The 17,759-nt window shown below is 67.5% G+C and carries 18 protein-coding genes; 8 read left to right on the forward strand and 10 right to left on the reverse strand.

Annotated features, from left to right (window positions below; genetic code table 11):
- Positions 1 to 9 precede the first annotated feature (9 nt).
- The 3 genes from N2652_12590 to N2652_12600 are packed head-to-tail and all read right to left on the reverse strand — an operon-like array spanning position 10 to position 5,479.
- Complete coding sequence (locus N2652_12590) at positions 10 to 3,342, reverse strand: SUMF1/EgtB/PvdO family nonheme iron enzyme (protein ID MCX7820024.1); 3,333 nt, start codon at positions 3,340 to 3,342, stop codon at positions 10 to 12.
- A gap of 50 nt (positions 3,343 to 3,392) precedes the next feature.
- Positions 3,393 to 4,802: a methylenetetrahydrofolate--tRNA-(uracil(54)-C(5))-methyltransferase (FADH(2)-oxidizing) TrmFO gene (trmFO, locus tag N2652_12595; GenBank protein MCX7820025.1), complete on the reverse strand. Its 1,410-nt coding sequence runs from the start codon at positions 4,800 to 4,802 to the stop codon at positions 3,393 to 3,395.
- Positions 4,799 to 5,479, reverse strand: coding sequence for a small multi-drug export protein (locus N2652_12600; protein ID MCX7820026.1), 681 nt, complete (start codon positions 5,477 to 5,479; stop codon positions 4,799 to 4,801). Before N2652_12600 ends, trmFO begins: the two co-directional genes overlap by 4 nt.
- A 97-nt stretch (positions 5,480 to 5,576) precedes the next feature.
- Here N2652_12600 and N2652_12605 point away from each other — a divergent pair, with 97 nt between their 5' ends.
- The 4 genes from N2652_12605 to N2652_12620 all read left to right on the forward strand — a co-directional run bounded on the left by N2652_12605 (position 5,577) and on the right by N2652_12620 (position 8,887).
- Positions 5,577 to 6,068 carry an arsenate reductase ArsC gene (locus N2652_12605; protein MCX7820027.1) on the forward strand — a complete coding sequence of 164 codons (492 nt, stop codon included), beginning with the start codon at positions 5,577 to 5,579 and terminating at the stop codon, positions 6,066 to 6,068.
- A gap of 126 nt (positions 6,069 to 6,194) precedes the next feature.
- Positions 6,195 to 7,562: a Gfo/Idh/MocA family oxidoreductase gene (locus N2652_12610; GenBank protein ID MCX7820028.1), complete on the forward strand. Its 1,368-nt coding sequence runs from the start codon at positions 6,195 to 6,197 to the stop codon at positions 7,560 to 7,562.
- Between the two features lie 239 nt (positions 7,563 to 7,801).
- Positions 7,802 to 8,086, forward strand: a complete 285-nt coding sequence (locus N2652_12615) for a hypothetical protein (protein MCX7820029.1) — start codon at positions 7,802 to 7,804, stop codon at positions 8,084 to 8,086.
- Positions 8,087 to 8,113: 27 nt separating this feature from the next.
- Positions 8,114 to 8,887 (forward strand): radical SAM protein, encoded by a 774-nt coding sequence (locus N2652_12620; protein ID MCX7820030.1) that lies wholly within the window; start codon positions 8,114 to 8,116, stop codon positions 8,885 to 8,887.
- Positions 8,888 to 8,974: 87 nt separating this feature from the next.
- On the opposite strand, the gene N2652_12625 is transcribed toward N2652_12620, so the two are convergent.
- Together N2652_12625 and N2652_12630 are read right to left on the reverse strand one after the other, a co-directional pair.
- Entirely contained in the window at positions 8,975 to 9,388 is a 414-nt protein-coding gene (locus tag N2652_12625; GenBank protein ID MCX7820031.1) for a HEPN domain-containing protein, read from the reverse strand.
- Positions 9,385 to 9,879, reverse strand: a complete 495-nt coding sequence (locus tag N2652_12630; protein MCX7820032.1) for a nucleotidyltransferase domain-containing protein — start codon at positions 9,877 to 9,879, stop codon at positions 9,385 to 9,387. Before N2652_12630 ends, N2652_12625 begins: the two co-directional genes overlap by 4 nt.
- A gap of 259 nt (positions 9,880 to 10,138) precedes the next feature.
- Between N2652_12630 and N2652_12635 the strand changes: the two genes are divergently transcribed.
- Together N2652_12635 and N2652_12640 are read left to right on the forward strand one after the other, a co-directional pair.
- Positions 10,139 to 10,642 (forward strand): FHA domain-containing protein, encoded by a 504-nt coding sequence (locus N2652_12635; protein ID MCX7820033.1) that lies wholly within the window; start codon positions 10,139 to 10,141, stop codon positions 10,640 to 10,642.
- Positions 10,639 to 11,310 (forward strand): prepilin-type N-terminal cleavage/methylation domain-containing protein, encoded by a 672-nt coding sequence (locus N2652_12640; GenBank protein ID MCX7820034.1) that lies wholly within the window; start codon positions 10,639 to 10,641, stop codon positions 11,308 to 11,310. The genes N2652_12635 and N2652_12640 overlap by 4 nt, the downstream gene beginning before the upstream one ends.
- On the opposite strand, the gene N2652_12645 is transcribed toward N2652_12640, so the two are convergent.
- The 4 genes from N2652_12645 to N2652_12660 are packed head-to-tail and all read right to left on the reverse strand — an operon-like array spanning position 11,243 to position 13,844.
- Positions 11,243 to 12,496 carry a glycosyltransferase gene (locus tag N2652_12645; protein ID MCX7820035.1) on the reverse strand — a complete coding sequence of 418 codons (1,254 nt, stop codon included), beginning with the start codon at positions 12,494 to 12,496 and terminating at the stop codon, positions 11,243 to 11,245. The genes N2652_12640 and N2652_12645 overlap by 68 nt on opposite strands.
- A 6-nt stretch (positions 12,497 to 12,502) precedes the next feature.
- On the reverse strand, positions 12,503 to 12,730 hold the full coding sequence (locus N2652_12650) for a hypothetical protein (protein ID MCX7820036.1): 228 nt from the start codon (positions 12,728 to 12,730) through the stop codon (positions 12,503 to 12,505).
- Positions 12,727 to 13,179, reverse strand: a complete 453-nt coding sequence (locus N2652_12655; protein ID MCX7820037.1) for a hypothetical protein — start codon at positions 13,177 to 13,179, stop codon at positions 12,727 to 12,729. Before N2652_12655 ends, N2652_12650 begins: the two co-directional genes overlap by 4 nt.
- Complete coding sequence (locus tag N2652_12660; GenBank protein MCX7820038.1) at positions 13,176 to 13,844, reverse strand: exonuclease domain-containing protein; 669 nt, start codon at positions 13,842 to 13,844, stop codon at positions 13,176 to 13,178. The genes N2652_12655 and N2652_12660 overlap by 4 nt, the downstream gene beginning before the upstream one ends.
- Before the next feature lie 89 nt (positions 13,845 to 13,933).
- Between N2652_12660 and N2652_12665 the strand changes: the two genes are divergently transcribed.
- Both N2652_12665 and N2652_12670 read left to right on the forward strand, forming a co-directional pair.
- The gene (locus N2652_12665) at positions 13,934 to 15,256 is read left to right on the forward strand and encodes a phosphomannomutase/phosphoglucomutase (protein MCX7820039.1); all 1,323 of its coding nucleotides are present in this window, start codon (positions 13,934 to 13,936) and stop codon (positions 15,254 to 15,256) included.
- Between the two features lie 77 nt (positions 15,257 to 15,333).
- Positions 15,334 to 16,071, forward strand: a complete 738-nt coding sequence (locus tag N2652_12670) for a DUF1080 domain-containing protein (GenBank protein MCX7820040.1) — start codon at positions 15,334 to 15,336, stop codon at positions 16,069 to 16,071.
- A 49-nt stretch (positions 16,072 to 16,120) separates the two neighbouring features.
- Here N2652_12670 and N2652_12675 read toward each other — a convergent pair whose 3' ends face one another.
- Positions 16,121 to 17,374 (reverse strand): serpin family protein, encoded by a 1,254-nt coding sequence (locus N2652_12675; protein MCX7820041.1) that lies wholly within the window; start codon positions 17,372 to 17,374, stop codon positions 16,121 to 16,123.
- Positions 17,375 to 17,759: the final 385 nt, after the last annotated feature.

Genomic DNA, 17,759 nt, shown 5'->3' on the forward strand with positions numbered 1-17,759 from the left:
TTGCCGGGATCAACGGGCGGCAACGGAGGGGGGACGGCCCGCGGAAACGACGCGGAACCCCACGTTGAATAGACGTCGCCAAGGGGGATAGGCTGTGCGGATTGTCGGGCGGCACAGCGGGGGCGGATCAAAGAACGAGCCGCCCCTGACCACTCGTTCACCGTCCGGCAGGTCGTCGTTGCGGCCGTCGTGCTCGGCATAGGGATAGGGAGCGTAACGGCTCCGCGTCCACTCCGCGACGTTGCCGATGAGGTCGCACAAACCCAAGGAGTCGGCCCCGAGGGTTCCGACTGGCGCCGTGACGATGTGGCCATCGTCGCCGACGGCCGGCACGCCGGTTTCGCCGTCCAGCAGCAGGTGTTCGATGCCGCCGGTGACGCGCGCGAGCAGCGCGGTGTTCGCAAGACCGAGGAACGTGGCATCGGCGGCGTTCAACCGGCGGGACTGCAGATCCGGCACGCGCGGCCAGCCGGCGAGCCGTGCCGCGTACTCCCACTGCGCTTCGGTGGGAAGATCAAACGGTTCGCCGAGCAGCGCGGACAGGCGCCGGCAGAATTCGCGTGCCTGGTGCCAGGAGACGCGGACCACCGGCTGGGTTGGCCCGTCGAGCGGTAGACCGGGGTCGTCCGGCTCGCGATGTCGCTTTCCGTAACGGCCGCTCAGGTGGCCGGAGACCAGGCGTGCAAACTGTTCGTTCGAAATTTCACAGACGGACATCCAGAATCCCTCGACCTCAACCTGCGTTGCCGGCCGCTCGTCGTCGGCGCCGTCCGCATCGCCCATTTGAACGGTACCGCCCGGCACCCACACCAGCTGAAGGGACAGGCCCTCGCCGAGCGAAATTGTTCGCTGGCGGGCGGTGACGCGGTCGGTTTCGCATTGCCGGGGCCGGGGCGGCGGCAGGGGCGGAGCTGGAGGTCGCGTGGGCGGCGGCGACGGTGGCGTGAAGTCGGGCGGCGGCCGGTAGCGGGGGGTCTCCGGTACCGCCTCAGGGTCGTCGCGGGGCCCACCGGTGATCCGCCACAGCGCCAACCGACGCGCCGGCATGCCCTCCGGCACCGGGACCACCTCGCCCCACGTGCCGTGGTAGGGCGCGTTCAGGTCAATCCAAGTGACCAGCCGATCCCAAGCTTCCGCATCCAAGTGTACGCCGTGGTGGCCGCGTCGCAGCATCTGAACGAGCGGGGAGGTGTCGACGTGGTATTCGCCCGGTACAAGTCGGTCGACCACGTCCTCGATGCCGACCCGGCGGATTCGGGAGACCAGGGCCTCGTAGGCAGGTGAAAAGCGGACCCGGTCGCCCAGCGCCGCGCGCACCGCCGGGTGCATGCGCTGCAGGGTGAGTTTTGAGGGCGTTACGCCGACGTAGCCGGGAACGGCTTCGGCGGGCCGCAGATCCGGCCGGCCGGGGACGGTGCCGTCGTGACACGGACGGCAGTGGTGATCGAGCACCGGCTGAACTTCGCGGTGAAACGCGAAGCCGCGGGGCGGTCCCCGCCATGGTTCAAGGTCGCGCGGCGGGCGTGCGAGCGCGGCAGTGGGGCGTGCCGGCGCGGCTTGGGGTGTCGTCTCGTGGCAACCCACGCACGAGACGTATTCGCCGGGCATCGCGGTCGTCCAGCTCCGCATGAGTTGCACGGCGGCGCCATGCTCGTCGAGAGTCTGGAACGCGATCGGCGTGCGAGCCGGGACGCGGAACAGCGCGGAGCCGTCCTCTTCGATCGGCACCGTTCCGATAATCCGCAGCGGCTCCCACGGACCGTTCAGCCCGATGTAATCAGGGCCGGCAAGGTTGAGGTAGCCGTAGTGATAGGCAATCACCCGGAGCCTGCGGACGGTACCCCGCGGCACGCCTTCAAGCCCCGGCCCCTGGTAAACGTCGTGGATGTAGACGAGCGCGTCGTCGCGCGAGGGATCGGTTCGGTCCGGCAGTGCGGGCGGCCGCGGGCGTGGCGCCAGCGGCATCGGCTCGATCAGCGCGTAGCCGGGCAGCTCGAAGACCGGCGCAAGATTGTCGAACGTGTCCGCCACCGCAAGGCACCACGACGAGGTCGGCGACGCCTTCATCGAGACCAGCAGTGTGGTGTCGTCGATCGGATAGGGCGTGAGGAACAGCGGCCATTCGTTCTGAACCAGCTGGTCGGCGATTCGCCGCTCCCGCGGCCGGCCATCGCCCGTGATCTCGAAGATACCGGCGCCTTCGCCGGCACCGAGCCGGGTATCCACGACGACCAGCCGGCCGCAGCGATGGGGGCCGTGGTAGCCGGACAGAATCGCGACAAGCCGGCCGGGACGCCCCGGCAGTTCGCGGGGAAAGTACAGCGCGTTCGGGTACCACGAGTTGCTGCCGTAGATCGCGCGCTGACCGGTGCCGTCCGGATTCATCACCATCAGCAGCCGCAGGTAAATATGGCTGATGCCAGCATACTCCCAGCGGCTGTACACGATCTGGCCGTTGGAGAGCACCGCGGGGTGCAGGTTGTGATCCTGATCAAAGCAGAGCTGACGCCAGCTCCGCCCGTCGGGTTCCAACCGGTAGAGGTTCGCGACCTTTTTCTGGCCGTGCCAGCAGGGAACAGACTGGAATGTTGCCGTCGCGCCGAACACCAGGCCGCCATCGGGGAGCCACGCCGCATCAAAGACGTCGACGTCGTCCGGAAACTCGCCGATCACTCGAACTTCGCGGCCGTCCGGCGTCATCGTGCAGAGCCGCCACGCATGCGGGAATGACCGCGTGAACACGAGGCGCTGTGCGTCCCAGTCGAGGTCAAACTCGCCCACGTAGCCGCCGTCGGAGGGCTCAAAGATCGTCGTCCAACGGAAACCGTCAGCGTCGCGGTCCAAGCGACCGATCGCGTTGTCGTGTCCGTCGCGCTCGATCGAGCTGTTGCACTCGTGGTTGGAGGGCAGCGCAATTTCGCGACCGGGGTCGCGGCTGATCGAGAGCCGCGGGTTGGCGCCCACGCGCCGGCGTACCGCAACCGGGTTGTGCGGCCGGCGACGGACCACCAACAGCGGCGTGTTGCGCAGCCGAGGGTGATCGAGCATCACGGCCCGGCGAAACTCCTGCAAGCGGCTTGCAAGGTCCTCGGCCACCTCGGGCGCGGTCGCCACATCGAGGTCGCGTCGGAGTGCGGCCAACCGCTCCAGGTGCGTTTCTGCCCGCGCGGCCGAACCGTAGCGCGCCGCTCGGTCGCGCAGCGTCCGCTCAAGGGCCGGCAGACGGTGCTGCCGCCACAGCTCAAGCTCGTCTGGGGATGATCGCGGAGCCGGCAGTTCCGCTCCTACAAGCCCCGCCAGCGTGACACTCCAGCCGGTCGCAATTGCGAGGGCCTGGTGCATCGTCACCAACAGTAGTCGGGAGCAGATGCTCCCACGCGAGTCGGATCGCGTCAAACCCCGCTGGGTGTTGCGCTCGTCGTGCCGCAAGTCGGGGGCGGGTCGTCCCGGCCGGCCGCAAAGGAGGTCCGGACGGTGTTGAGCGCAGCGATCGCGCGGGCGGCGAACCTCTGGGCGCGTTCCGTCCGCGCGCACGGTGTGGGGAGGGGCGGCAGGAGCCCGAGATTCGCCTTGATCGGCTGGAAGGTGTCGGGCGCAGAGGTCACCAGCGCGCGCAACAGGCTTCCGATCATCGTTTCATCCGGCCAGGCGGGAGGGGGACGACCGAGGACCGCGGCCGCGGCGGCACAGCCCGCGACCAGGCCGGTCGCAATGTTGCCGAGGTAGCCCTCAACACCGCAGAGCTGCCCCGCGATCCAACAGCCGGCTACGCCACGCAACTGCAGCGAACGGTCGAGCAGCAGCGGTGCACAGAGGTAGGTGTTGCGGTGCATTTGTCCGAACCGAAGAAACCGTGCATTTTGCAAGCCCGGCACCAGCCGGAACACCCGTTGCTGTTCCGATTCGCGAAGGTTGGTCTGACATCCGACGAGGTTCCAGCGCTCTCCGGCGGCATCTTCCCGCCGCAATTGCAGCACCGCGTACGGGCGCCGCCCGGTGCGCGGATCGCGTAGGCCGACCGGTCGCAGCGGTCCGAACGCCGGCGCCTCTCGTCCGCGGCGCGCCAGCAGCTCGATCGGCAGACACCCTTCAAAGAGGGGGCCCTGGCCCGCGCGCACCCCCTGCTCGATGTCTCGTTCGAACTCGCGCAACGGCGCGCGCTCCGCCGAAATCAACGCATCCACGAACCGCTCGTACTCCTCCCGCGTGAACGGACAGTTCAGATAGTCGCCTGCGCCACTCGCGTCGCGCCCGTACCGCGAGGCCGCAAACGCGATCGAACGGTCCACCGTGGCGCCATCCACGACCGGCGAGATCGCGTCGAAGAAGAACAGATGATCCCTACCGGTCAGTCGTGCGAGCGCGCCGGCCAGTGCCGGTGAGGTCAGCGGACCGCTGGCGATGATCACGGGCGACGGCGGCACCGCGAGGACCTCTTCGCGGATCAGTTCGATGAGCGGTTCGGCCTCAATGGCGGCGGTGACGGCCGCCGCGAAGCGGTCGCGGTCCACCGCGAGTGCGCCTCCGGCCGGAACCGCGGTCACGCTCGCGCAGCGCAGCAACAACGAACCGCATGAGATCAGTTCGGTCATCAGCAGCCCGGAGGCGCGGTCCGGCAGCATGGATCCAAGTGAGTTGGAACACACCAGTTCTGCGAGCCGGTCGGTGCGGTGGGCACCGGTCATCCGGGCGGGACGCATTTCAAACAGACGCACCCGGATGCCGCGACGGGCCAGCTGCCAGGCCGCTTCGCAGCCAGCCAGCCCGCCACCGACCACCGTGACCGGTCCGGTCGAGGTCATTGTGCGGAGGTGATGCCGTCGCCGTCCCGATCGCGGGCGGCGGCCCGGGACCGGGATCGGGCGCCCGCCAGCAGCGCGGCCAGTAGCGCGGCGGCCGCGACACCGGCCCCGATCCATCCGAGCAGCGAGAGCGCGGTGACGATCGCACCAGCGATCAGCACCCCCAGCGCAATCGCGCCCATCGAGCGGACCGGCGGCATGCCGAGCAGAGCGGCCGCCATCGCGCCGGTCCAGGCGCCGGTCGCGGGAAGCGGAATCGCGACAAACAGCGCCAACCCCCACCACTCGTACCGCGGGATGTCCGCCGCTTTCCGCCGCACTCTCGCCAGCAGCCGCTCGACTAGCCGTTCTCCAAACCGGCTTCGACTGGCCCACCGCGTCACCGGGTTCAGCAGCAGCAGGATCAGCGGGATCGGCGCGAGGTTGCCGACCACCGAAACCGCGAGCGCCCGCCACCAGCTCATCTTGAAATGATGGATGCCGATCGGCACCGCACCGCGCAACTCGACCACCGGCAGCGCCGCGATCGCGGCGACAGCCAGATCGTCCGACGCGCCGCGCGCCCGCAGCGCCTCCGCCACACGTTCGCCACGGCGGGACGGCTCAACCCCCTCCGTACCGGCGCCGACGGCAACGGCCGCCAACCACACGCCCAACACAAGGCCGCCGAAGTGCATGGCGGGTCTTATCGCGTCCGTCCCCCCCGAATGCAAGACGCATCGCTGCTGGCCGACCGGATTGCCCTGACGGCGGAGCGGGCGGATATTCAGGACCATGAACCGGATGCCGACCCCGGACACCAGCCGGCCCCGACAACGGATTCTCTACCTTTGCACCGGGAACTCCTGCCGGAGCCAGATGGCGGAGGGGTGGACCCGCGCGCTGAAGGGCGATCAGTTCGAAGCGTGGTCCGCCGGCATTGAGGCGCACGGCCTCAATCCTCTTGCGGTGCGTGTGATGGCGGAGGCGGGCGTGGACATTTCCGGGCAGCGGTCCAAGCGCGTTGAGGAGCTTGGAGATTTGCCGTTCGATGTGATCGTGACCGTCTGCGACCACGCGCGGGAGAGCTGCCCGGTGATCCCTGGTGGCGCACGGCGGGTGCATCGCGCCTTTGAGGACCCTCCGCGGCTGGCGGCGGGCGCCCGAACGGAGGAGGAGGCGCTGATGCATTACCGGCGGGTGCGCGACGAAATCCGGGCCTTCGTCGAGCGCCTGCCGGAGAGCCTCATGGACGATCCGCCCCCCCCGGCAGCCTGTGCCCGCTGAGTCGGGGGCGCGAGTGAAGTCCGAGCAATCGATTTGCATCCGGGGTCGCCCGGCGGTATACGGAGGACCGCATGCGCGGCGGGCTCCGGATGCGCCCGCCCCGTGAATCCAGCAAGGAGAGCACGAATGAGAACGAGACTGTCGAGGCGATCGTTTCTGAAGACCGCCGGCGCGGCGTCCACGATTGTCTGGGGCGCTCCCTCCATCCTGCGCGGTCAGCTCAACGAACAAAAGCTGCGTGTGGCGTTTGTTGGTGTCGGCGGGCGCGGGGCCGAACACGTGAAGCAGGCGTTCGACAACGGCTGCGAGTGTCCCTGTTATTGCGACGTAGACACCCGGCGCTTCGGTGAAGCGGCGAAGCGATGGCCCAACGCGCGCGCCTACCAGGATTACCGCAAGATGTTCGACAAGGAGGCCGGGAACTTCGATGTGGTGATGGTCGCGACGCCCGACCATCAGCACTACGGGCCCACCGCGCTGGCGATGCAGGCCGGCAAGCACGTCTACACGGAGAAACCTCTGACGCACACGATCTGGGAGGCCCGGCAGCTGTTCCTCGCGTACCAAAAGTATCCGAAGCTGGTGACGCAGATGGGCAACCAGGGCCATGCGAACGAGGGGAACCGGCTGATTGTGGAGTGGATTCAGCAGGGGGCGATTGGAACCGTAAAAGAAGCCCACTGCTGGACAAACCGACCGATCTGGCCCCAGCCGGTCACGACGCCTGAGGGTGAAGACCCTGTGCCGCCCGAGCTGGACTGGGACTGCTGGATCGGGCCGGCGCCGTGGCGCAAGTACAAGGCGAAGTCGCCCAACGGCAAGGACGTCTATCACCCCTTCTCCTGGCGCGGCTGGTGGGACTTCGGTGGCGGTGCGCTGGCGGACATGGCCTGCCACACCATGGACTGCGTGTTCTGGGCGATGGACCCGCTGGCGCCGGTCGAGGTTGAAGTGCTCGAGTGCGGCGAGATGCCGGAGGGCAACTTCCCGGCCTTCTCGAAGCTGCGCTTCCGGTTCCCGGCGAAGGGCAACCAGCCGGCGTTCGATTTCTACTGGTATGACGGCGGCCAGAAGCCGGCGAAACCGGAGATCCTCGAGGCTGATCGCGAGCTGCCGAAAACCGGTGCGCTCTTTATCGGGACCAAGGGCGGGTTGCTCTCGGCCGGGGACTACGGCGACAGCCCGAGGCTGATTCCGGAGTCGCACATGCAGGCGGTGGGTAAGCCGAAGCCGACGATCGAGCGTTCGCCGGGGCACTTCAAGGAATTCTTTATGGCCTGCCGCGGCGAGAAACCGCGGGAATATGCGCGCTCGAATTTCGGCTATGCGGCGCGTTTCACGGAGCTGGTGCTGCTGGGCAATCTGGCGCTGCGCGCCGGACGGGGCAAGACCTTTGGCTGGGACTCCGCCAATATGAAGGTCACCGGCATCCCGGAGCTGCAGCAGTTCGTGGACAAGAAATACCGCGCTGGCTGGGAGTACCGGACAATCTGATCCGGGCGGTCGGCGATTTCAACGGGCGGGCGGGGCCGGAGGGCTCCGCCCGCCGACGTTTGCGGGCTCCATCGCGGCGGGCGATTGACACGATGCGGTCGGTGGCATCGAGGGCCGTCGTGAGTGCGCCATGGCGTTTGATGGCCAAACCCGTCGGGCCGCAATGCAATTTGGCGTGCCGTTTTCGATCTGGCGAAGCGGCGCGGTCTGCCCGCCGATGTGCCCTCACGGATGCGGACGTGTTGCTGGCGGCGTATGTGCGCCGCGTGGCGGAAGCGGCCGGCGGACCGCTGGTACTCGCCTGTCAGGGAGGCGAACCGACACTGGCAGGCCTTTCGTTCTACCGGCGTGCGGTTGCGATCGCGTGCAAGGTCGCCTCCGGCCGCGAGCTGCGGCTCTCGCTTCCGACCAATGGCCTGCTGCTCGCTGACGACTGGTGCGGCTTTCTCGCGGAACACCGCGTGCTGGTCGGTCTCAGTCTCGACGGTCCGTCGTCGGCGCATCACGCGTTCCGCCGCCGGTGAAACGGTGCCGCGACGCACGAGGCGGTTGTGGCGGCACTGCGTCGCCTTCCCCGCCACGGCGTGGGGTTCAACGTGCTGGCGGCGGTGCACACGGTCAACGCCAGTCGGCCGCTCGAGGTCGAGCGCCACCTGCGGGATCTGGGCGTCCGTTACATTCGATTCATTCCGATCATCGAACGCGTTCCGGATGCGGCTCAGTACTCCACCGGCCTGGATACGGGCCGCGCGGGGCCCGCACCGCGCCGGACGAGATGGAGCGTGGCGCCCGCGGAGTACGGCAGGTTTCTGATCGCCGTGTTCGAGGAGGGGCGCCAGCGCGACCGTGAGCGCCTGACGCTCCAGATCATCGAGTCCGCCATTGCGGCCCGCCTCGGCGCCGGCGCAACCGTGTGCCAGTTCGCACCAGAGTGCGGCCGCTGCCTAGTGGTGGAGACGAACGGCGATGTGTACGCATGTGATCGCGACGTTCAACCGTACCACCACCGCAGCAACCTGCTGGACAGCCCGCTGGCCGACATCCTGGATTCACCGGCCCCGGTGCGCTTCGGGCGGGACAAGGCGGATCGGCTGTCGTGGACCTGCCGGACCTGCGCAGTGCTCTCCCTGTGTGGCGGCGACTGCCCCAAGCACCGCTGGCTCGCCGATGCCGACGACCCGCATCGTCCCCGCAGCGTGCGATGCGAGGCGTACCGGCGTTTTTTCAATCACTCGTGGGCGACGATCGAGGAGAGCGTGCTTGCGCTGATCTGCGGGACCGCCCCGAATGCGGAAGGGGCGGGGCACGACAATCCGGTACTGTGACCGCCAAACGCAGGTTGCCGCTGCAACCACGGCCGCAAGGACGAGCCGTCCGGCCGGCGGATCCGCAGCTGAGCCGCGATGACGGTATCACCGCCGGCCGATACAACGCTCCAACAGCGCAGTTGCAAATCGCGCCGCCTCCAGCGACTGATCCGCGTCCGCCGCGGTGTACAGAGAGGTGGGGATCAGGTCCGCCTCCCCGTAAAAACTGAACTCCCGCTCCCTGCGCAGGCGACGAGAGTCAGCGGCCAGCCGTTCCAGCTCTTCGCGTGACAGCGCCGGACATCGGTCGGCGTATTCCAACAGCAGTTCGCCGACGTCGTGAATCTTGGGCGGGTCGATCCCGATCGAGCGCAGAATCCCTTTCGCGGCCAGCTCCACAACCTCTTGACTTTCGCGAACGACGTCCGAGTGCGCCTCGCGTGCGCGCAACACCTCAAGTGCGGCCAGACGGTCCCCACATTTCCGCAGATAGCTCCGGGCCAGCTGGTCGGAAGTCATAGTCGGATCACTTCCCCCGGACGCGCGTCGGGTTTGTAGATCCAGTAGTAGCCACCACGGAAGGGGCGTCGTTCAGCACCGAGCTCGCGCAGGCGTTGAGCGAGCGCGGCGAGGTAGCCGGCAAAGAATCCGTTGCGGTCATGTAACAACAGCACGTGCCGGGTCATATCGAGAAACAGCGGGCTGCCCTCTTCCACCTCCGCGGGGGTTTTGAAGATCGGAGAAATGTCCAGCGGTGGCGCCGCCGACCCCCATACCGTGCGGCGGAGCGGTGCAAGTTCGGCCTCGATCGGTTCGAATTGGCGAACGCGGGCCAGCCGTCCTTCGGGCAACGGCTCGGCGACAATCAGCAGGTCGAGATCGGAATACGGAGTGGCGGCGTTGCGGGCCCAGGAGCCAAACACCGCCAACGACACCAGCGCATCGCCGTAGTGACGCCGGCAGGCATCCGTCAGCGCTCGCAAAAGATGTTGTCGGACCGGCTCGGGCATGGGGGCAGTGTACGCGCGGAGGGATCGACCGGCAACGGAATTTGCGCACGCCGGAGCGGCGGCCGCGAACATCGGGTTCGTCCGGCGCCGGTTGCCGTCTGTTCCAATTCTTGGAAACGAGTGCGCCACCCGCTTCCCAACGTTGGCAGCCGGATGCGCGCGAGTTGAAGGCCGTTGGGATCGCCCGTTGACAACGCCGCGACGTTGTTTCATGCTGCGGCCGGCCAGAGTCGAATCCGACGACGGAGAGGAGCCCGTCATGGCGGTGCTGATCGGAATGTCGCCCGAGGTAAAGGGCAAGAACTTTGAGCTCGACCGCGAGAAGATCACGATCGGTCGTAACGCGACCAACATGATCGTGCTGGACCATCCGACGGTTTCCGGCAAGCATTGTCAGATCAGCCGCATCGGCAATCGCTACACGCTCACGGACCTCGGCTCCACCAACGGGACGCGGGTCAACTCTCAGGAGATCAAGGAGATTGATCTGCATCCGAAGGACCTTGTGCAAGTCGGCAGCATCGAGTTCCTGTTTGACGCGGAGGGAGCGGAGGTGAGCGCCCGCGAAGAGGCGCGGGTGCAACCGGAGGTGGTGGTCACGACAGGCCCGGCGACCGCTCCGATTTCCTTTACCAGCATCTCGCCGTTTGGCCCGCGCCGGAAGGAAAATCAGGCGATGTGGTATGTGACGATCGGCATCATCGGTTTGCTGGCGCTGGCCGGCGTCACGCTTTTCCTGCTCAAGTTCCTACGGGTGTGGTGAACGGGGGGAGCGGTCGCCACCAGGGGGGCGTCACGCTGATCGAGGCGGTCGTCGCGGTGGCGCTGACCGCGGTGGTGGTGTTGCTGAGTGCGGCGGTGATGCTATCGGTCCGTCGTGCGCTTGCCGCCCGCCCGTCTTCCCGAGCATGGCTGGCGGCGGACGCGGCGCTTCGCGCGTGGGGTGGCGACGTCGAATCGGCGTTTGCGCCCGAGGGCGAGACGTCATTGCGGCTTGAGGCGAAGGCGGCGGACACGGGACAGCCGCGCCTGCAGTTGGTGCGCTGGGGCGAGCCCGATGCGGAGGGGGAGGCGGGGCCCTCCGAGGAGATTGTGTGGCGCGTGGCCGGCCAAGATCGCGGCGAAACGGTTTGGGAGCGCATCCGTCGGGTGCGGGTCGGACCCGGTGCGGACTCCGCGCCAGTGACGACGCGGCTGGTGCGAGGGTTGGTGGCGGTGCGGATCGAGGCGACTGATGGCACCAACTGGTGGGCCGACTGGCCGCCAGCCCTGGACGAGGCGCGCCGCGAGGCTCCGATGCTGCCGGCGGGCATGCGGGTGACGCTCGTTCCCGCCCGCGGCCAGCCGCAGGAGGCGCTCGCCGCTATCCGGGCAGCAATTGAAGTTCTGCCGCGGATCGAACGCCGCGCGGAGGTAAAGCGCGACCGGTGAGCTCGTGCAGAAGGGCTTCGAGGCGGTCGACACTGCGGTCCCATGACAGCCGTTCGCGCACCAGCTCGAGCGCACGCTGCGCCAGCCGGCGGCGGAGCGGTTCGTCGTCGAGCAGCCAAAGGATCTGTTCCCGCATCACGTCCGCATCGTCCGCAATCAGGCAGGTGCCGCCCGGCTGTACCGGGATGCCCTCAACCGCCGCCGAGGTGGCAACGACCGGCACGCCGGCGGCCATGGCCTCCAGCACCTTTCCGCGAAGGCCGGATCCCATTCGGATGGGGCACACGTACACTGCGGAGCGGTGGAGATAGGGGCGAACGTCCGCGACCTCCCCAGTGACGACGATCCGCGGGTCCCGCCAGGGGCTGTCACGGATGTCGGGTGGTGGGTTGGGGCCCACGACGTAGAAGAATAGTTCGGGGTGTTGGTCCCGGATGCCGGGCCAGACGCGGTCGAGAAACCATCGCACCGCGTCTCGGTTCTGCTCGTGACCGAAGTGGCCGGTGAAAATGATGCCGTCGATCGGCGTGGGCCGTTCGGCCGGACGAAACACCCGCGTGTCCACTCCGCTGGGGATCACCACGGTTCGCAGGTCCGGCGCGTACTCGAGCACGTGGTACCGTTCTTGCGGCGTCAGCACGGTGATGACGTCCGCGGCACGGTACACCTCAAACTCGTAGACGGCCAGTCGGTCTCGCCGCCAGCGTTCGAGCAAGCCGGCGGTCGAATAGTTCAGCAGTTCGGCGCGGCGGCGCGCGGCGACGGTCTCGCATTCGTGCACCGAGACCACTCGCCGCACCGCCGGCAGGTACGGGTTGCGGAGAAACACCTGCGCCATGACCGAAAACTCCGCGATGACGACCTCGTAGCGGGAACGCTCGACCATGTCACCAACCAGTCGGCACATCGCCGGGCTGAACCACTCGGAGAAAGGCGGCGGTGCACGGCGCATCCAGGCCGGCAAGGGCGCCCAGCGCCGCGTGAGGGGGGGAGGCGGCAAGATTTCGAGCTCCAGCAGTCGGCCTGTCCACTCCGCCGCGCGCGGTTGATCGGCTTGATCCGCGAAGCACGCCACACCCACCTCGTGGCCGCGGGCCAGAAGCCGTTGGAGCCGCTCATAAACGATTCGATGTCCGCTGATCACCCGGGCGTGCGGCAGTTCGGGGCACAACACCAGGAGGCGCATGGCGGTTCAACCCGCTGCCCGCGGCGAGCCGGGCGGCGGGTGCGGTGCCTCGCGGGTGCCGCAGGAGGTTCCACAGACGGTGCACCGGTACTCGAGCAGATCGCTGCGGGGCAGCGCCAGAAGCAGGCGTTCACGCACCGGCTGGGCAGTGCGGCAGCGGGGGCAGTAGAGCTCGGTCGCGCGGAACTGCTCAAACTGTGGCGGCAACGAGGAATGGCCGGGGCGCGGTCTCACGGCGGAGGGCTTGAGTGCACGTCGGAGGGGTCGGAGCTGTCCACCAGTTCGTCGTTCTGCCAGACCTGTCGCTTCAGCAGTCGTCCGTCCGCGTCCCAGTACTCGTTGGTGCCATGGCGCCGGTTGTGCTCGAACCACGTCGCGGCGCTCCGCCGGCCGTTGGGATACCATTCTTCGACGAGCCCGTGCAGCTGGCCGTCGCGCATCGGATATCGCGCCTTGAGCCGGCCATCGCGGTCACGGAGTTCCGCGACGCCGGTGAAGGGACGTCCGTCCAGCAGGAAACGGCCGTCTGACCAGGCCAGCTTACGGTAGTCAACCGCGGCGCCAGCGGTCGTGGAGCCGCTGGCCGGCGGCGCGTTTGTCGGCGCCGGTGCGCCACCCGGACGCGCCGCGCTGGCCAGCAGCACGGCCGCGAAAGTGACGATACGGCATCGGCTGCCGTTCATGGGCGGTTCCTCCATGCCGCCGGCGGCCGCACACTGCGGCGCAACAAATGCCGGCGGTAAAAGGCAAGCTCCGCGATCGAGGCATGCAGGTCAAACAACGCGTCATGCCGACCCCCGACGGCGGTCCATGGGCCGGGATACCATCGGCGGAGGTCGGCGGTGTCCGCTTTGTCAAAGTCCAGCCGCGGGCAGAGCCGCCTCCACTCAAACTTCAACGTGGACACATCCAGCCGGCGATAGTGGAGACAGGCCTCGAACCGGGGGAGGAACCGGCGGATCAGCCACCAGTCGGTATGCACGCTGTTGCCCGCCAGCACCGGTCGGCGTTCGACCGCCGCGGGGATCGACCCCACCGCGCGGCGTAACGCGCGGACCAAATGGCGGTCGGCCTGCGCCTCGGTGACCGCCTCCGCACTCCGCGCCGCCGTCACCAAGCCCGGCAGCTGTTCCCGAACCCAACGGCTGACCGGCACGCGCGGTGGCAACCGGATGGTGAGGCACACATCATTGTCCGGCGGTCCGAGACGACGCAGCTCGCTGTCGGTGACGATCATCGCCACCTGCAAGAGTCGCGCCCGCTCCAGATCGAGCGTGGTGAACTCCGCGTCGAACCAAACCAGCACCGAGGAACGATCGCGACGGGCACCTTGCGTGCGCGCTTTCACATTTCTCTTGAGCGGCCGGCGCGCTTTACAGGCCGGCCACGGGGGCCTAGCGTATCACGTCACAACCGGAAGCCCAAGAGGACAGCACCATGGCGGGCATTTTCAAGGCGTACGACATCCGCGGCGTCTACGGGCAGACGCTGACCGACGACATGGCCTGGCGCATCGGCTGCGCGTTCGCCGCGTGGTTGAAGCCCCGCACGGTGGTCGTCGGGCGCGATTGCCGTCCACATTCGTTGCCGCTGATGGAGGCGCTCGCGGCAGGGCTGATGCGGCACGGCGCGGACGTGCTCGACCTGGGACTGTGCAGCACGCCGATGTCCTACCACGCCAACGGTGTGCTGGGTGCGGACGCTAGCATCATGATCACCGCCTCGCACAATCCGGCCGAGTGGAACGGATTCAAGCTCTGCCGCGCACAGGCGGTGCCGATCAGCGGCGCGACCGGCATCGCGGAAATCGAGCGAATCGTGGAGAGCGGCCGCGCCGAACCGCCCGCGCCCACGCCGGGTACGTTGCGACCCGTCGCGATTGCGGACCGCTATCGCGAGTTTGTGCGCTCGTTCGCGCACCTTCACCGGCCGCTCCGCATCGCGATGGACTTTGCGAATGCGATGGGCATCCTCGAAGCCCGCGCGCTCGAGGGGCTGTTCGACACCGTGCGGTTGTACGACACGCTCGATGGCTCGTTCCCAAACCACGAGGCGAACCCGCTGAAAACCGAAACACTGGACGCCCTGCGGGAGGCGGTCCGTCGGGAACGTTGTGATTTTGGAGTCGCATTCGATGGCGACGCGGACCGCGCCGGCTTTGTGGACGAGCGGGGCGAGCCCGTTCCCATGGACATGGTCACCGCGCTGATCGCCGCCGCGATGCTCGAGCGGCACCCCGGCGCGACAATCTTCTATGACCTGCGCAGCAGCCGCGCGGTGCGCGAGGTGATCGAGGAGCGGGGCGGCCGGCCGATGATGTCCCGCGTGGGACATGCCTTCATCAAACAGCAGATGCGCGACCACAACGCGGTGTTTGCGGGCGAACTCTCCGGGCACTACTACTTTCGGGACAATTTCTACACCGAGAGCAGTGCGCTCGCGGTGTTGCACGTCGCCAATCTGGTCAGCGCAGCAGACGTGCCGCTCTCAGAGCTGATCCGGCCGTTCCGTCGTTACTGCGCCAGCGGCGAGATCAACTCGCGCGTGGACGACGTGGAGGCGGTGTTTGAGCGGCTCGAGCGCGCCTACCCAGGAGCGAAGATCACGCGGCTGGACGGTCTCACCATTGAGTTCGATGACTGGTGGTTCAATGTGCGCGCCTCAAACACCGAACCGCTGGTGCGGCTGAACCTCGAGGCGGCAACGCCGGAGGAGATGGCCCGGCGGCGCGACGAGGTGCTCGCGCACATCCGTGGCTGAACGGCGGCGGCCCCTTGCGGGCAGAAGCGGGGGGCTGTCGGTGACGTGAGAGAACAAGGCAAAGGAGCTGAGCTGCAATGAGCACCTGGTCCAGGTCGATGGTGACCGCGGTAATGGCGCTGGGCACGGCGTTGGCGGCGGCCGAACCGCCGGAGGGGTTCCGGGCACTGTTCAACGGTCGTGATTTCACCGGTTGGATCCTACCGGAGGGGGACCAGGGCCACTGGAGGGTCGAGGGCGGAGTGATTGACTACGACGCGCGCAGTGAGGCCCAGGGAGATAAGAACCTCTGGACGGAGCAGGAGTTTGGTGATTTTACGCTGATCGTCGAGTGGCGGATCAAGGAAACCCCTTACCTAAATCCGCGGGTCGCCTATGTGCTGCCCGATGGGACGCACGCGCGCGATGTGCGCGGGCAACCTCTCCGGCTCACTCTGCCGGACTCCGATTCCGGCATCTACCTGCGCGGGTCGCCCAAGCATCAGGTCAACATCTGGTGCTGGCCGATCGGTTCGGGCGAAATGTACGGTGTGCGGATGGATCCGAAGATGCCGCCGGCGGTGCGCGCCGCTGTCACGCCGCGCACGCAGGCCGACCGGCCGGTTGGGGAGTGGAACCGATTCGAGATCACCGTTCGCGGGCGGACCGTGTCGGTAAAACTGAACGAGGTGCTGGTGATTCCGGCTGTCGAGATCCCCGATCTTCCCGAGCGCGGGCGCATTGCGCTGCAGCATCACGGGAACCTGGTGAACGGCGAATGGACGAGCCCGCCGAGCCTCGTTCAGTTCCGCAACATCTGGATCCGGGAATACTGATGGTGGCCTGCCAAGCGCATGGCCACTCCGGCGACGAGCGGCGCGGCGCTCAACGTTCAGGGGGTTGGGGTGGGCGCACGACGTGGCCCCAGAACAGCGTGGCGCCAGTTCGACGGTCGAGAATCACAAACAGGAAAGGCCGGTCAGCGCGGAACACGACGGGCGATTCTTCAACCGGTGCTGCAACGGCTTTCACCACTACCGCGGTTGCCGCGGCGGCCTCGGTGCCCTTCTCCTGAACCTCGACGAACGCTTTGTGCAGGACCGCACTGACGTAGAGCTCCCGCCGGCCACTCATGCGGGAAAGATCCGCGCGGTTCGGATCGAACGCCTCCCCCATCCCCATCCGGCCGAACGCGGCGTCCAGCCGCGCTTCAGACTCGATGCGAAACCGCGGCAGATACACCTGCACCGTGCGCGGACGCAGTGCGCGACGCCATCCCGACAGCGCGCTGCCCGTCAGCCGGGGGGCGAGCGTTCCCCACTGTCCGGGCGACGGTAGCACAAGGAGCATCGCGACGTCCGCGCCCCGATAAGCCAGCTCGCAGATTTGCGCTCCGTCCGCTTCCGCATAGCGGACCGCCGGAAACTCCAGCTCGCGGTACATCAACTCGACTTCGCCCGATGGAACCCCCATCGCGTCATGAAATGGTGCCCGTTGGGTGTCACGCGGCGAAAACGCCTGAAGCCAGGGGCCCAGGAAATACACTGCGTTCACCAACACCAGCCGCGTGCTCGAGTTGAGCAGACCAGGCGGGACCAGCTCGCGAATCCGCCGACGGGTACGCTCTTCTACCCACTTGTTGATCTCCCGGCGAACGCCCTCCGCGTTGTTCACGAAATCCGCGAGGGCAGGTGTCGCCTCAAACACCGACTCAACCGAGCGAACAAAGTCCGGGAGCAGCCCGTAGTCGCGCTGGCTCCAGAATCGACAGGCCGATTCGAGGGTGACATCACGCTGGCCGCTGAACGACGCAATGCGCCGCTGAACTGATCGCAGTCGCGCTGCCCGCTCCACGCGGTCGGATGCCAGACGCAGCCCTCGGACCAGCTCCGCTTCGGTGGTGGTATCGGCGCCCGCGGCGACCATCGCCATGGCGGTTCGTACGCTGAATGGTGAGACGATCAGATTCTTCTCGTCGCTCGCGACCTCTCGGTACAGCGAGGCGGAAAACTCGTTAATCGCATCAACTTCCGCGGGCGAAGGCAATTCGTCCCCACTCTCCAGAGTGACGGCGCGGGACACCGGGGCAATCCCCGGCGCCATGATCGCAAACACGAAAAGCAGCGGAGCGATGTGCATGATGACGTCTCCATGGCACGGTTGCGCGAGCGGACTGGTTCCGGCTGCGAGTCAAAGCGTGCCACAACCGGATTCTAACATGCGACAACGAGTTTCGTATGGGATGCTGGGCCCGAGGTCTGCCTGAGGGCGGTCCGTGCTTACGCAGAAGGTCGGGGTCGAGGTGGTCTGTGTGTTGCCCATGCTGTTGATGGTGGGGAACGCGGCGGACGTGGAGGGCGCTCTTTCACGGGTGTCGCGAGGAGCCCGGTCGGCGTGGAAGCCGACCCTCCATACGGACGGGCCATCCGTAGACCTCCACGACCACACGTGGAGGGTTCGCTCCCACGCCGGCACTCCCCGTGCCTGCGGGCACATTCGGCCGGGCTCGCCACGCGGTCGGGGA

Source organism: Kiritimatiellia bacterium, assembly GCA_026417735.1.
In the GTDB taxonomy this organism is placed as follows: Bacteria; Verrucomicrobiota; Kiritimatiellia; order PWTM01; family PWTM01; genus CAACVY01.